Origin of the sequence: Pseudomonas sp. GM48, assembly GCF_000282335.1 — a bacterium.
Lineage (GTDB): Bacteria > Pseudomonadota > Gammaproteobacteria > Pseudomonadales > Pseudomonadaceae > Aquipseudomonas.
Window position 1 is genome coordinate 1 of sequence record NZ_AKJM01000149.1, and the last position, 13,030, is coordinate 13,030.

General features: G+C 58.9%; 12 protein-coding genes. 7 read left to right on the top strand and 5 right to left on the bottom strand.

The window, feature by feature from the left end; translation table 11 throughout:
• Nucleotides 1-15: 15 nt before the first annotated feature.
• Nucleotides 16-1,791 (bottom strand): glyoxylate carboligase, encoded by a 1,776-nt coding sequence (gene gcl, locus PMI28_RS02975; RefSeq protein WP_007991778.1) that lies wholly within the window; start codon nt 1,789-1,791, stop codon nt 16-18.
• Between the two features lie 268 nt (nt 1,792-2,059).
• Here gcl and PMI28_RS02970 point away from each other — a divergent pair, with 268 nt between their 5' ends.
• Together PMI28_RS02970 and PMI28_RS02965 are read left to right on the top strand one after the other, a co-directional pair.
• Nucleotides 2,060-2,500 (top strand): GlcG/HbpS family heme-binding protein, encoded by a 441-nt coding sequence (locus PMI28_RS02970; protein ID WP_007991780.1) that lies wholly within the window; start codon nt 2,060-2,062, stop codon nt 2,498-2,500.
• 195 nt (nt 2,501-2,695) lie between these two features.
• On the top strand, nt 2,696-3,154 hold the full coding sequence (locus PMI28_RS02965; RefSeq protein ID WP_007991781.1) for an REP-associated tyrosine transposase: 459 nt from the start codon (nt 2,696-2,698) through the stop codon (nt 3,152-3,154).
• Nucleotides 3,155-3,264: 110 nt separating this feature from the next.
• Here the strand turns inward: PMI28_RS02965 and PMI28_RS02960 are convergent, their stop codons facing one another.
• Nucleotides 3,265-3,873 carry a TetR/AcrR family transcriptional regulator gene (locus tag PMI28_RS02960; protein WP_007991783.1) on the bottom strand — a complete coding sequence of 203 codons (609 nt, stop codon included), beginning with the start codon at nt 3,871-3,873 and terminating at the stop codon, nt 3,265-3,267.
• A 134-nt stretch (nt 3,874-4,007) separates the two neighbouring features.
• Here PMI28_RS02960 and PMI28_RS02955 point away from each other — a divergent pair, with 134 nt between their 5' ends.
• Nucleotides 4,008-4,922 carry a DUF808 domain-containing protein gene (locus tag PMI28_RS02955; RefSeq protein WP_007991785.1) on the top strand — a complete coding sequence of 305 codons (915 nt, stop codon included), beginning with the start codon at nt 4,008-4,010 and terminating at the stop codon, nt 4,920-4,922.
• Between the two features lie 126 nt (nt 4,923-5,048).
• On the opposite strand, the gene PMI28_RS02950 is transcribed toward PMI28_RS02955, so the two are convergent.
• Nucleotides 5,049-5,837 carry an MlaA family lipoprotein gene (locus tag PMI28_RS02950; RefSeq protein WP_007991786.1) on the bottom strand — a complete coding sequence of 263 codons (789 nt, stop codon included), beginning with the start codon at nt 5,835-5,837 and terminating at the stop codon, nt 5,049-5,051.
• On the bottom strand, nt 5,830-7,128 hold the full coding sequence (locus tag PMI28_RS02945; protein WP_007991789.1) for a serine protein kinase PrkA: 1,299 nt from the start codon (nt 7,126-7,128) through the stop codon (nt 5,830-5,832). The genes PMI28_RS02950 and PMI28_RS02945 overlap by 8 nt, the downstream gene beginning before the upstream one ends.
• Nucleotides 7,129-7,353: 225 nt before the next feature.
• On the opposite strand from PMI28_RS02945, the gene PMI28_RS02940 reads away from it, so the two are divergent.
• Nucleotides 7,354-7,722 carry a hypothetical protein gene (locus PMI28_RS02940; RefSeq protein WP_007991791.1) on the top strand — a complete coding sequence of 123 codons (369 nt, stop codon included), beginning with the start codon at nt 7,354-7,356 and terminating at the stop codon, nt 7,720-7,722.
• Between the two features lie 124 nt (nt 7,723-7,846).
• Here the strand turns inward: PMI28_RS02940 and PMI28_RS02935 are convergent, their stop codons facing one another.
• Entirely contained in the window at nt 7,847-9,442 is a 1,596-nt protein-coding gene (locus PMI28_RS02935; RefSeq protein ID WP_007991793.1) for a glycoside hydrolase family 17 protein, read from the bottom strand.
• A gap of 291 nt (nt 9,443-9,733) precedes the next feature.
• Here PMI28_RS02935 and PMI28_RS02930 point away from each other — a divergent pair, with 291 nt between their 5' ends.
• The 3 genes from PMI28_RS02930 (at nt 9,734) to PMI28_RS02920 (ending at nt 12,826) form a co-directional block, all read left to right on the top strand.
• Complete coding sequence (locus PMI28_RS02930; protein WP_033052380.1) at nt 9,734-10,585, top strand: glycine betaine ABC transporter substrate-binding protein; 852 nt, start codon at nt 9,734-9,736, stop codon at nt 10,583-10,585.
• A gap of 274 nt (nt 10,586-10,859) precedes the next feature.
• Nucleotides 10,860-11,171: a DUF485 domain-containing protein gene (locus tag PMI28_RS02925; protein ID WP_007991797.1), complete on the top strand. Its 312-nt coding sequence runs from the start codon at nt 10,860-10,862 to the stop codon at nt 11,169-11,171.
• On the top strand, nt 11,168-12,826 hold the full coding sequence (locus PMI28_RS02920; protein ID WP_007991799.1) for a cation acetate symporter: 1,659 nt from the start codon (nt 11,168-11,170) through the stop codon (nt 12,824-12,826). The genes PMI28_RS02925 and PMI28_RS02920 overlap by 4 nt, the downstream gene beginning before the upstream one ends.
• The last annotated feature ends 204 nt before the right edge of the window (nt 12,827-13,030 follow it).

The window sequence follows — 13,030 nt, forward strand, 5'->3', positions numbered from 1 at the left end:
GGGAGCGGTCAGCAGTTAGTCCAGCAACGAAATCGCAGTCGGTGCGTCGTCGCCGACCAGCGCCAGGTCTTCGAATTCGTTGACGGCGTTGATCTCGGTGCCCATGGAAATGTTGGTCACACGTTCCAGGATAATTTCGACGATCACCGGAACCTTGAACTCTTCGATCAGTTCCTGGGCCTTGCGCAGGGCAGGCTGGATCTGAGCCGGTTCGAATACGCGCAGTGCCTTGCAGCCGAGGCCTTCGGCCACCGCGACGTGGTCCACACCGTAGCCGTTGAGTTCCGGCGCGTTCAGGTTGTCGAAGGACAACTGCACGCAGTAGTCCATGTCGAAACCGCGCTGTGCCTGGCGGATCAGACCCAGGTACGAGTTGTTCACCACGACATGGATGTACGGCAGCTTGAACTGCGCACCCACTGCCAATTCCTCGATCATGAACTGGAAGTCATAGTCCCCCGACAGGGCCACGACTTTACGGTTCGGATCCGCCTTGACCACGCCCAGCGCTGCCGGAATGGTCCAGCCCAGAGGGCCTGCCTGACCGCAGTTGATCCAGTGGCGCGGCTTGTAGACGTGCAGGAACTGCGCGCCGGCAATCTGCGACAGGCCGATGGTGCTGACGTAGCAGGTGTCTTTGCCGAACACCTGATTCATCTCTTCGTACACACGCTGCGGCTTGACCGGCACGTTGTCGAAGTGAGTCTTGCGCTGCAGGCTGGCTTTACGCTGCTGGCAGTCTTGCAGCCAGGCGCTGCGGTTCTTCAGTTTGCCGGCGGCTTGCCATTCGCGAGCGACTTCGATGAACACGGTCAACGCGGCAGCGGCGTCGGAAACGATACCCAGGTCCGGGGTGAACACGCGGCCGATCTGGGTCGGTTCGATGTCGACGTGAATGAACTTGCGGCCTTCGGTGTACACATCGACCGAACCGGTGTGGCGGTTAGCCCAACGGTTGCCCACGCCGAGCACAACGTCGGATTTGAGCATCGTGGCATTGCCGTAGCGGTGCGAAGTCTGCAAACCAACCATGCCCACCATCAGCGGGTGATCGTCCGGGATGGTGCCCCAGCCCATCAGGGTCGGGATCACCGGAATACCGGTCAGTTCAGCGAACTCAACCAGCAGGTCGCTGGCGTCGGCATTGATGATGCCGCCACCGGCCACCAGCAATGGACGCTCGGCCTGGTCCAGCATGGCCAGGGCTTTTTCCACCTGAACGCGGGTAGCGCTCGGTTTGGCCAGTGGCAGAGGCTGATAGGCGTCGATGTCGAATTCGATTTCCGCCATTTGAACGTCGAACGGCAGGTCGATCAGCACTGGGCCTGGACGGCCGGAGCGCATTTCATAGAAGGCTTTCTGGAACGCGTAAGGCACCTGGCCTGGTTCCAGAACAGTGGTCGCCCACTTGGTCACTGGCTTGACGATGCTGGTGATATCGACAGCCTGGAAGTCTTCCTTGTGCATACGGGCGCGGGGTGCCTGGCCGGTAATGCAGAGGATTGGAATCGAGTCGGCCGAGGCGCTGTAGAGCCCGGTGACCATGTCGGTGCCGGCAGGGCCGGAAGTGCCGATGCACACGCCGATGTTGCCGGCCTTGGTGCGGGTGTAGCCCTCGGCCATGTGCGAGGCGCCTTCAACGTGGCGAGCGAGTACGTGATCGATGCCGCCGACCTTTTGCAGGGCGGAGTACAGCGGGTTGATGGCGGCACCCGGGATGCCAAAAGCGGTATCGACCCCTTCACGGCGCATCACCAGAACGGCGGCTTCGATTGCTCTCATTTTGCTCATGGTTTTGTGCCTCTTTACGTTTTGTAATTGTATACAAGTGGCTTTGCGCAGAGTGTATTCACGGCGGACGGCGCAGGTCAATCCATTTTCTCAAGCGCTTGTTTCATTCGTCGGAAGCCTGATCTGCTGTGGCTTTTCGTCGCATGTGGCGCTTTTCGATAATTATTGTATACAAAAAAATAATTCATTGTGTTCTATTTGTTGCATCGAGCTGCGGCACAACGGCGCAGCCCAACGGCTTTCCGAAAAACAAAATGAGGACGGCACCATGAGCGCTTTAACCTTGAAAGTCGCAGTCAACCTGGTCAACGAGGCCATCACCGCCGGGCGTGCAATCGCCGCGGCACCCTTGACCATCGCAGTACTGGATGCCGGCGGGCATCTGATCACCCTGCAACGCGAAGACGGCGCCAGCCTGCTGCGCCCGCACGTCGCCATCGGTAAAGCCTGGGGTGCCATCGCCCTGGGCAAAGGTTCACGCCTGCTGGCACTGGACGCCCAGCAACGCCCGGCGTTTATCGCCGCGTTGAATAGCCTCGGGCAGGGCAGCGTGGTCCCGGCACCGGGTGGTGTGCTGATTCGCGATCAGGACGGCAACGTGCTGGGGGCGGTGGGGATCAGCGGCGATCTGTCGGATGTTGACGAGCAGTGCGCGATCACTGCCATCGAGGCGTTGGGGTTGGTGGCGGATGCTGGGGTAGCGGCTTGATCTGCGCTGACTGAACTATCGCTTTCGCGAGCAAGCCCGCTCCCACATTGGATCTATGGTGTTGCAAATCCCCTGTGGGAGCGGGCTTGCTCGCGAAAGCAATCTCCCAGACACATCCAGCTAAAAGTCTGTCCCGCCATTCTGTCTTCGCTGATCTAGCCTTTTCTGGAGTTCATCCATTAGAGGGGCAAAGGAATGCCTGAGCTGTCAGCTTCACACCGCCTGCGCATCGGCCGCTACGCCGAGCAAAATCGTATCTATCTACTGACGGCCAACACAATAAAGCGAGAGCCCGTTTTCAGGGATTACCCCTTGGGCAGGTTGGTGGTGCATCAGTTCAGGCAAGCGCAGAGTGAGGGATTTGCTGAGTCGTTGGCCTGGGTGGTCATGCCGGATCATTTTCACTGGTTGATTCAGTTGAACAAAGGATCGCTCAGCCAACTGATGTGCCAGACGAAGTCATTGAGTACTCGTGCAATCAACAGTGCAACTGGCAGAACGGGGAGTCTCTGGCAGCAGAGTTTTCATGACCATGCGCTGAGAAAAGAAGAGGATCTGGTAAAGCTGGCTCGATATGTTGTGGCTAACCCATTGCGGGCTGGGTTGGTTCAGAAGCTGGGCGATTATCCGTTGTGGGATGCGATCTGGGTTTGATCTGAAACCGAGTTGCCGCCATTCGCGAGCAAGCCCGCTCCCACATTGGATCTATGGTGTTGCAAATTCCCTGTGGGAGCGGGCTTGCTCGCGAATAGCCTTGATGCGGTCTACCGCTCCGGCTCACACCCCTTGAGCACCAACCGGATAATCGTCTGTGCAGCGGCTTCGTAATCTTCTTCATCCAGCCTGGCCTTGCCGGTGATGGCGGTGATTTGCCAGTCGAAGTCGGCGTAGGTCTGGGTCGCGGCCCAGATGCTGAACATCAGGTGATTGGGGTCGATGGGGGCGATTTGCCCGCGGTCGATCCAGGTCTGGATGCACTCGATGTTGTGTTTGGCCTGGCCATTGAGCTGATCGACGAGATCGGCGCTCAGGTGCGGGGCGCCGTGCATGATTTCGCTGGCGAACACCTTGGAGGCGAAAGGCAGGTCGCGGGAGATGCGGATTTTCGAGCGAATGTAGCCGCTGAGCACTTCACCGGGTTCGCCGTCCGGATTGAACGGTGTCGAAGCCTGCAGGATTGGCTCGATGATGCTTTCCAGAACCTCGCGGTAGAGGTTTTCCTTGGATTTGAAGTAGTAGTAGACGTTGGGCTTGGGCAATCCCGCCTTGGCTGCGATGTCGCTGGTTTTGGTCGCAGCGAAGCCTTTGTCGGCGAACTCCTCACTGGCGGCACGCAGGATCAATTGTTTGTTGCGCTCGCGGATAGTGCTCATAAACCCGGTGATTCCTTGCCTGTTCTGGCGGTTGCGCATGGTATCACCGGCCTCGCGCGGCGCTCAAGAATGCACCGCAGCCCGTGATGCCGCGCTATGCTGCTGCGCATTTATTGCAGAAGGAAACCCGATTCATGGCAGGAAGCAGTTTGCTGGTACTGATCGACGACATCGCGGCCGTGCTGGATGACGTCTCATTGATGACCCAAATGGCCGCCAAGAAAACCGCCGGCGTACTCGGTGACGACCTGGCACTCAATGCCCAGCAAGTCAGTGGCGTGCGTGCTGAGCGGGAAATCCCGGTGGTCTGGGCGGTCGCCAAGGGTTCGTTCATCAATAAATTGATCCTGGTACCGTCGGCATTGGCGATCAGTGCGTTCATTCCGTGGCTGGTCACACCGCTGTTGATGGTCGGCGGTGCCTATCTGTGCTTCGAAGGGTTTGAAAAGCTCGCCCACAAGTTCCTGCACAGCAAGGCTGAAGACGTCGCCGACCATGCGCAGTTGGTCGAGGCGGTGGCTGACCCGGCGATCGACCTGGTGGCGTTCGAGAAGGACAAGATCAAAGGCGCGATCCGCACCGACTTCATTCTTTCGGCAGAAATCATTGCCATCACCCTCGGCACCGTGGCCGGCGCTCCATTGACCCAGCAAATCATCGTCTTGTCGGGGATCGCAATCGTCATGACCATCGGCGTCTATGGCCTGGTGGCGGGTATCGTCAAGCTCGACGACCTTGGCCTGTGGTTGACGCAGAAACCCGGGCAGATGGCGAAAAGCATCGGCGGCGCCATTCTGCGTGCGGCACCGTACATGATGAAGAGCCTGTCGGTGATCGGCACGGCGGCGATGTTCCTGGTCGGCGGCGGGATTCTCACGCACGGTGTGCCGGCGGTGCATCACTGGATCGAAAGTGTCGGTGCGGCGGCGGGTGGCGGCGGATTTATCGTGCCGGTGTTACTCAATGGCGTGGCGGGGATTGTGGCGGGGGCGGCGGTGTTGGTTGGAGTCATGGCAGTCAGCAAAATCTGGAAAGCGCTGAAAGGCTGAAGACACCGCCTAACAAATGTGGGAGCGGGCTTGCTCGCGAAGAGGGTATGTCAGTCACCAAAAAGGTTCCTGACACACCGCTTTCGCGAGCAAGCCCGCTCCCACATTGCTTTATTGCTGCCGGGTTTACTCGGCAATCTGCAACTTGCGCGCTTCGGTATAGACGTAACGCACTTTCTCGTACTCGAACGGCGAGTTCATCTGGCCATAGCGGAAGTTTGTCTGGTAGCGCTTGTCGATGCTGCGCAGGACCCAGACTTCCGGATGGTTGGAGCTGACTTCGGCCACGTTGAGGAAGTTGATTGCATTCTCGGCCGTGTAATCCACCGCCAGGCCGCCGGTGTCACGCAGGTTGGACGGACCGAGGATCGGCAAGACGAAGTAAGCGCCGCCCGGTACGCCGTAGAAGCCCAGCGTCTGGCCGAAGTCTTCACTCTGGCGCGGCAGGCCCATGGCAGTCGCCGGGTCCCACAGGCCGGCGATGCCAATGGTGGTGTTAAGCAGCAGGCGTCCGGTGGTTTCCAGTGAGCGCTGGCCCTTGAGCTGCAGCAGGCTGTTCAACAGGTTCGGCACGTCGCCGAGGTTATTGAAGAAGTTGCTGACGCCAGTGCGCAGGAAGCTCGGGGTGACGTAGCGGTAACCATTGACCACCGGCAGGAACACCCATTGGTCGAAGCGGTAGTTGAAGTGATAGACGCGCCGGTTCCACTCTTCCAGCGGATCGTAGACGGCCAGTGCGCTGAGCGTCGAACGTTCGAACTCGCGCTGGTCCAGGCCCGGGTTGAATTTGAGTTTGCTCAGCGGTTCCTTGAAGCCGTCACTGTCGATGACCACAGGGGCATTGGCTTTGCTGTTGTCGGCATTGGCGACGCCTGCACAGAGTAACGCTGCGAAGAGCAGGAGGTATTTAGCCACGGAAGAACTCCAGCATGGCGTCGCTGTTGACGCGGTAGTTAAGGTTTCCGCAATGGCCGCCGTGCGGGTAAACGGTCAGGCGATCGCCAAAGGTCCTGCGCAGGAAACCCAGGTCACCCGGGCCGAGGATCACGTCATCGGCGTTGTGCATGACGGCGATTTTCGGGCTGTCGTGCAGATAGTCCTTCAGTGCATACAGGCTCACTTGGTCAATCAGTTGCAGCAGGCTGCCGCCGTCGGTTCGGGCGCGCCACATCGGGATGACTTGTTCGGTGATGTAGCAGTCGAAGTCGCATTGCAGCGCACGCTTGAGGAATGGCGTGAGGCTGGTGCCCTCGGTGATCGGGAACTTGGGTGGGGTGATCAGGCCGCGACGGTTGATCAGGTCCGAGGTGAAGGCAATGTCGGCCGCCGAAAAACGGAACGACGTGCCGATCAGCATGGCCATCTGTTCGTTGGTCAGGTGCTGCTTGGACTGCTGGAAGTCGTAGAGCAGGGCGTCGTTGAGGTCGATGTAGCCCTTCTGCTGGAAGTAGCGGGTCAGTTTGTTCAGTACCAGTTCATAGAACGTGGTGCTGTTGTTGATGCCCTTGACCTCGGTCTGTACCAGCTTGTCGAGGTTGGTGATCGAGGTGTAAAGGTTGACTGGCGGGTTGAGCAGCAGGACTTTCTTGAAGTTGAAACTGCGGCGGGTTTCATCCAGGTGCGCGACAAAGGCCGCATCCAGTGCACCGAGGCTGTACCCGGTCAGGTAGTAATCGGTGACCGGCACTTTCGGGTTTTGTGCCCGCACGGCCTGCATCACCCGGTACATGTCTTCGGCGTCTTCCTTGGAAACCCCCGGCGTGGCGAAACGTGATGCGGCACTCATGAAGTCATAGCTGGTGGGCGATGACAGCTGTACCACGTGGTAACCGGCCTTGTAGTAGAGCTTCTTCAGGTATTCGTTCAGGCTGCTGTCATAACGTGCACCGGTGCCGGCGATCAGGAAAATCAGCGGCGCGGCGTGATCCTGCGTGGCAATGCGGTAGTCGAGTTTCTTGACTGCCCAGAAATTGTCCGGCAATTCGAACGCCCGCTCCGGACGTAAGGTGACGCTGCGCACCGCCTGATCAATGTCATCGTCCAGAGGTAGCTCCGGACGCAAGTCCGGCGGCGTGGTCGCGATGGTTGCCTCGAACGGATTAGTCAGGGGGTAGCCATAACTGGCGGCATCAATATCGACTGCCAGTGCGGACGCACTCAATATAAGGCCGCCAAACAAGGCGGCGAAGCGCAAGGAACGGAGCATGACTAAATCCCTTAGAGGAAGGTGCCGAAGGAGTTTCGCAGGCTATGACCACCGGATCTGCGCCAAAGTGCCAACCCTCGGCACCAAACTGGCCTAATTTCGAAGTAATAGTAGCCGGACGATACACTTTGCTGCGATTGAATGGCCAGTTAACTGTTGTTAACGCTTGCGAAACGCTTTCGGGCGATTAAGCTGGCCGCCGTTTTTCGCCAATTGGAGTGCTTCATGTCCCGTCGTCTGCCCGTGATTTTGCTGCTTGTTTTGCTGCCTGTCTGGCTGGCCGCCAGTTATGGCGCGCGATATGGCTTCATGGAGGATGCGCAGTGGGTCGGCATTTGCGTGGATGAGGCAAGCCGTTGGGAATGCCAGGTGCGTTCGAACCTGGGGCTGATGATTCATTTCGCGGTTCTGGGCTGGGCTGCGCTGGGCGCGGCGATCATCAGTTTTGTCGTGCCGGGGCGGGCAGGCTGGTGGCTGGCGGTGCTGGCGCTGGTGTTCGGGTTTCCGGCGCTGGCGTTGTACAACACCACGCTGGCGGTGTTTGCGGTGGTGATTGCGGGGTTGCGGTTGGTCAGGGCTTCCCGTAGCGCCTGATAGTCAGCCTTCGCGAGCAAGCCCGCTCCCACAATTGATCTTTGTCGCACACAAATTTTGTGTTCGCTGAAGAACCCTGTGGGAGCGGGCTTGCTCGCGAAGAGGCCAGCAAGGTTGATGAAAATTAAACCTTGCGAATCCGCAAGCAACGCCACAATGCCGCCGCCATCAACACACTCACCAGCGCCCAGCCCCAGGCTTGCTGGTTCTGCAGGCCTTCACGGAACAACTGCGGCGCAATGCCGGCGCCAATGATGAAGGTCAGCAGGGCAATCTCCCGACGCGGCACGCTCACCGGACGGCACAGATACACCATCGCCGGCACGATGAACGCCACGCTCGGGAAGCTGCGATAACGCGGATCGAACACCAGCTCCAGCATCATCACAGCGGCCGCGAAACCTGCCGTTGCAACCAGCCAGCCAGCACGGCGCTCCAACAAGTTGAAAGCACGCTCGCGCCAACCGGTACGAGGGCTCAAGGTTAGCGCAGCGTGGGCCAGCACCAGCAGATTCAGAGCGGTCAGCAATCCGACCCATAGCCATTCACTGGTAAAACGCGTGGTCACCCGCGCCAGGTCACCCCAGGCGCCGATCGAGCAGGCCGCCAATGCACCGAGCAAGGGCAGTACCAGTGCCGAGCGCGTCGTACGAACCCGGCCACCGAGCAGCAACGTGCCGATGAAAATCAGCCCGCCTGCCGCCAGCCATTGCGACCAGTACGGGACGTTTGTCACGGGACCGGCCAGCACGCCCTTGTCCTGGCGATCGGCATCGAACAGCCCCCAGTAACCCCCGACCGCACCTTCACTGGCGCGCTTCCACGGTTGGTCGAAGGCTTCGATCAGGTTGTAGTGCCAGCCCTGTTGCTCGGCCATGGCGACAAAACCACGAATGAACCTGGCTTCATTGACCCGGCTCGGCAGGGCTGTTTCGCGCTGGCGGCCTTCGCTGGGCCAGCCGGTTTCGCCGATCAATATATCCTTGGGAGCGAATTTGTTGCCGAACACCTGGCGCACTTCGGCCACATGTTGCAAGGCAGCGTCGATGTTCGACGGATCATCTTCCCAGTACGGCAACAAGTGGATGGTCAGGAAGTCCACGGCGGGGGCGATTTCCGGATGCTTGAGCCAGAACTCCCAGACGTCGGCATAAGTGACAGGCTGCTTGACCTGGCTTTTGACCTTGTTGATCAGCTTCGCCAATTGCGCGCCAGTGACTTCCTTGCGCAGCAGGGTTTCGTTGCCGACGATCACCGCGCTCACCACATCCGGGTTGGCATTGGCCGAGGCGATGAGCAGGTCGACTTCTTTCTCGGTGTCCACCGGGTTGCTGTTGACCCAGGCGCCGATCATCAGCTTCAAGCCGTGCTTGCGCGCAAGGCCCGGCAGGGCTTCGAGGCCGGTCATGGAATAGGTGCGGATGCATTCGAAGCTTTTGGTCAGCAGCGCGAGGTCGGCATCCATACGCTCGGGGCGCAAGTTGAATGGCACATCGAACGGCGATTGATCCTTGTCGAACGGTGTGTAGGACGCGCATTGCAGCTTGTGCGTTGCGCTGGCCACGTCCGGCAGGATCACCGGTTTGCCGAGGCCGTACCAGAAGCCGCCAAGGGCAAACAGCCCCAGCAGGCAAGCGAATAGATAAGCTGCAAAAGGGAAGCGGGATGTCGCGGGCATGGTCAGGCCGTGTGGGAGCAAAGCGGCGCATGTTACCTGCATTTACCGCGTGCTTGGTGGCCTGCATGATTTTGACATGCAATGTTCGGGCGGATTGGCAGGGAGAGGGGGGGGGGTGGTGCGGATTAATGGCTTTCTGATGTCGTTTCTCGATGGCTTGAGGTCGCTCGCAGAGCAGGTCGTGACGAGCGTCAGGTTGATTATCGAGGGCGTCAGTACTCCGCTGATGTTTGGACGAGTTTGCTGTGAGGCGTGATGGGGGCGCTGTGCACCATAACAATACGTTTAAGCGACTCGGCATCCGTCGAGCGCAGCACTTTCGGGGAAGTAACGATGAAGATGCGACGACTCTTGGGCGCAGGTGCCGCTTTGGTGCTGGCGATCAGTTCTACCGTGGCCAGTGCCGCCAGCAAAGAAGTGACGATCGGTTATGTCGACGGTTGGTCGGACAGTGTTGCCACGACCAACGTGGCTGCCGAAGTGATCAGGCAGAAACTCGGTTATGACGTGAAGCTGCAAGCCGTTGCCACCGGGATCATGTGGCAGGGCGTGGCCACTGGCAAACTCGACGCCATGCTGTCGGCCTGGCTGCCGGTGACCCACGGCGAATACTGGACGAAGAACAAGGATCAGGTCGTCGATTACGGCCCGAACTTCAAGGACGCAAAAATCGGCCTGATCGTGCCGGAGTATGTTAAAGCCAAGACCATCGAGGACCTGAAAACCGACGACAGCTTCAAGAATCGCATCGTTGGCATCGACGCCGGTTCAGGCGTGATGCTCAAGACCGATCAGGCGATCAAGGACTATGACCTGACCGGTTATCAACTCAAGGCCAGTTCCGGTGCCGGCATGATTGCCGAGCTGACCCGTGCCGAGAAGAAAAACGAATCCATTGCCGTGACCGGTTGGGTGCCGCACTGGATGTTCGCCAAGTGGAAACTGCGTTTCCTCGAAGACTCGAAAGGCGTGTACGGCGCGGCTGAAACCGTGAACAGCATCGGCAGCAAAGAACTGGGTACCAAGGCGCCGGAAGTGGCCAAGTTCCTGAAGAACTTCCAGTGGGCCTCCAAAGACGAAATCGGTCAGGTCATGCTGGCGATCCAGGATGGTGCCAAGCCTGAAGCGGCGGCGAAGGATTGGATCGCCAAACACCCTGAGCGTGTTGCTGACTGGACTAAATAAACTTCGATCAAGCGCCTGGTTGCGCTTTACAAGCTCGCCTGGAGTGATTGCCAGGCGGGCTTTGTCGTTTCTGGATTCTGCAAATTACTTGTGTGGCGAGGGAGCTTGCTCCCGCTGGGCTGCGCAGCGGCCCCATATGGGACTGCTGCGCAGTCCAACGGGAGCAAGCTCCCTCGCCACAGGGGTTCTAAGACTAAGGTCGTCTGGAACCTGCCCCGCAGCCGCATAGAGTGGATACCGTTCCAACTAAATCTGTGCTGCGAGGATAAAAACAATGAACGACAGCATTTACCTCTCGATTCAAAACAGCCCGCGCTTCAAGGAGCTGGTTAGCAAGAGGGAACGATTCGCCTGGATTCTTTCGGCGATCATGCTTGGGCTTTACTCCGCATTCATCCTTTTGATTGCCTACGGGCCGCAAGTGCTGGGGACGAAAATCAGTCCCGAGTCTTCGATTACCTGGGGCATACCGATTGGCGTCGGGCTGATTGTTTCGGCCTTCGTCCTCACCGGCATCTACGTACGACGTGCCAACGGCGAGTTTGACGACCTGAACAATCTGATTCTCAAGGAGGCTCAGCAATGATCCGGCGTCTACTGGCTCTATTGAGCATCGCGGCTTTTGCACCGGGCGCCTGGGCGGCTGACGCCCTGACCGGTGAAGTGCACAAACAACCCCTCAACGTCGCCGCGATCCTGATGTTCGTTGTGTTCGTGGGTGCAACCCTGTGCATTACGTACTGGGCCTCCAAGCGCAACAAGTCGGCTGCGGACTACTATGCGGCGGGTGGCAAGATCACCGGATTCCAGAACGGCCTGGCGATTGCCGGCGACTACATGTCGGCCGCCTCGTTCCTGGGGATTTCCGCACTGGTGTTCGCGTCCGGCTATGACGGGCTGATCTATTCGATCGGCTTCCTGGTGGGTTGGCCGATCATTCTGTTCCTGATTGCCGAACGCCTGCGTAACCTGGGCAAGTACACCTTTGCCGACGTGGCGTCCTACCGCCTCGGGCAAACCCAGATCCGCACGTTGTCCGCTTGTGGTTCGCTGGTGGTGGTGGCGTTCTACCTGATTGCGCAGATGGTGGGTGCCGGTAAGCTGATCCAGCTGCTGTTCGGCCTCGACTATCACGTAGCGGTGATTCTGGTGGGCGTGCTGATGTGCCTTTACGTGTTGTTCGGCGGCATGCTGGCGACTACCTGGGTGCAAATCATCAAGGCTGTTCTGTTGCTTTCCGGTGCTTCCTTCATGGCGCTGATGGTGATGAAACACGTCAACTTCGACTTCAGCGTGCTGTTTTCCGAGGCCATCAAGGTTCACCCTAAAGGTGAGGCGATCATGAGCCCGGGCGGCCTGGTGAAAGATCCGGTCTCGGCGTTCTCCCTTGGTCTGGCACTGATGTTCGGTACTGCGGGCCTGCCGCACATCCTGATGCGCTTCTTCACCGTGAGTGACGCAAAGGAAGCCCGCAAGAGCGTGCTGTACGCAACCGGCTTCATTGGCTACTTCTACATCCTGACCTTCATCATCGGTTTCGGCGCGATCCTGCTGGTCAGCACCAACCCGGCCTTCAAAGACGCGGCCGGCGCGTTGCTCGGTGGTAACAACATGGCGGCGGTACACCTGGCCAACGCGGTCGGTGGCAGCATTTTCCTGGGCTTCATCTCGGCCGTGGCGTTCGCGACCATTCTGGCGGTAGTTGCCGGTCTGACCCTGGCCGGTGCTTCGGCGGTGTCCCATGACCTGTATGCCAGCGTGATCAAGAAGGGCAAGGCCAACGAGAAAGATGAGATTCGCATTTCGAAGATCACCACCGTTGCCCTGGGTGTGTTGGCCATCGTTCTGGGCATTCTGTTCGAAAGCCAGAACATCGCGTTCATGGTGGGCCTGGCGTTCTCCATCGCGGCGAGCTGTAACTTCCCGGTGCTGCTGCTTTCCATGTACTGGAAGAAGCTGACCACCCGCGGTGCGATGATCGGCGGCTGGATGGGCCTGATCAGTGCTGTAGGCCTGATGGTCCTTGGCCCGACCATTTGGGTGCAGATCATGCATCACGAGAAAGCCATCTTCCCGTATGAGTACCCGGCGCTGTTCTCGATGTTGATTGCCTTTGTCGGGATCTGGTTCTTCTCGGTTACCGACAAGTCCATTGCGGCTGACAATGAGCGGGCGCTGTTCTTCCCGCAGTTTGTTCGTTCGCAGACGGGGCTTGGGGCGAGTGGGGCGGTATCGCACTAAGGCTTCAACGCTTTATATATAAGTTGCACTGAAACCCAATGCCCCGGTCGAGAGATCGGGGCATTTTTGTTGGGCGATTACCGACCGGAATTTGTCGGGTGTACTCGATCCTGTGGGAGCGGGCTTGCTCGCGAAGGCGGCCTGCCAGCCGACCTGTCTCTTGTTGACCGTGTACATATCCGTTGCTGCGGTCACGGCCACTTA

Bases quoted from the DNA above. Each gene is read 5' to 3' on its own strand.
- PMI28_RS02920 (WP_007991799.1), top strand. From the start codon at position 11,168: ATGATCCGGCGTCTACTGGCTCTATTGAGCATCGCGGCTTTTGCACCG.
- PMI28_RS02955 (WP_007991785.1), top strand. From the start codon at position 4,008: ATGGCAGGAAGCAGTTTGCTGGTACTGATCGACGACATCGCGGCCGTG.
- PMI28_RS02960 (WP_007991783.1), bottom strand. From the start codon at position 3,873: ATGAGCACTATCCGCGAGCGCAACAAACAATTGATCCTGCGTGCCGCC.
- PMI28_RS02965 (WP_007991781.1), top strand. From the start codon at position 2,696: ATGCCTGAGCTGTCAGCTTCACACCGCCTGCGCATCGGCCGCTACGCC.
- PMI28_RS02940 (WP_007991791.1), top strand. From the start codon at position 7,354: ATGTCCCGTCGTCTGCCCGTGATTTTGCTGCTTGTTTTGCTGCCTGTC.
- PMI28_RS02930 (WP_033052380.1), top strand. From the start codon at position 9,734: ATGAAGATGCGACGACTCTTGGGCGCAGGTGCCGCTTTGGTGCTGGCG.
- PMI28_RS02935 (WP_007991793.1), bottom strand. From the start codon at position 9,442: ATGCAGGTAACATGCGCCGCTTTGCTCCCACACGGCCTGACCATGCCC.
- gcl (WP_007991778.1), bottom strand. From the start codon at position 1,791: ATGAGCAAAATGAGAGCAATCGAAGCCGCCGTTCTGGTGATGCGCCGT.
- PMI28_RS02970 (WP_007991780.1), top strand. From the start codon at position 2,060: ATGAGCGCTTTAACCTTGAAAGTCGCAGTCAACCTGGTCAACGAGGCC.
- PMI28_RS02945 (WP_007991789.1), bottom strand. From the start codon at position 7,128: ATGCTCCGTTCCTTGCGCTTCGCCGCCTTGTTTGGCGGCCTTATATTG.
- PMI28_RS02925 (WP_007991797.1), top strand. From the start codon at position 10,860: ATGAACGACAGCATTTACCTCTCGATTCAAAACAGCCCGCGCTTCAAG.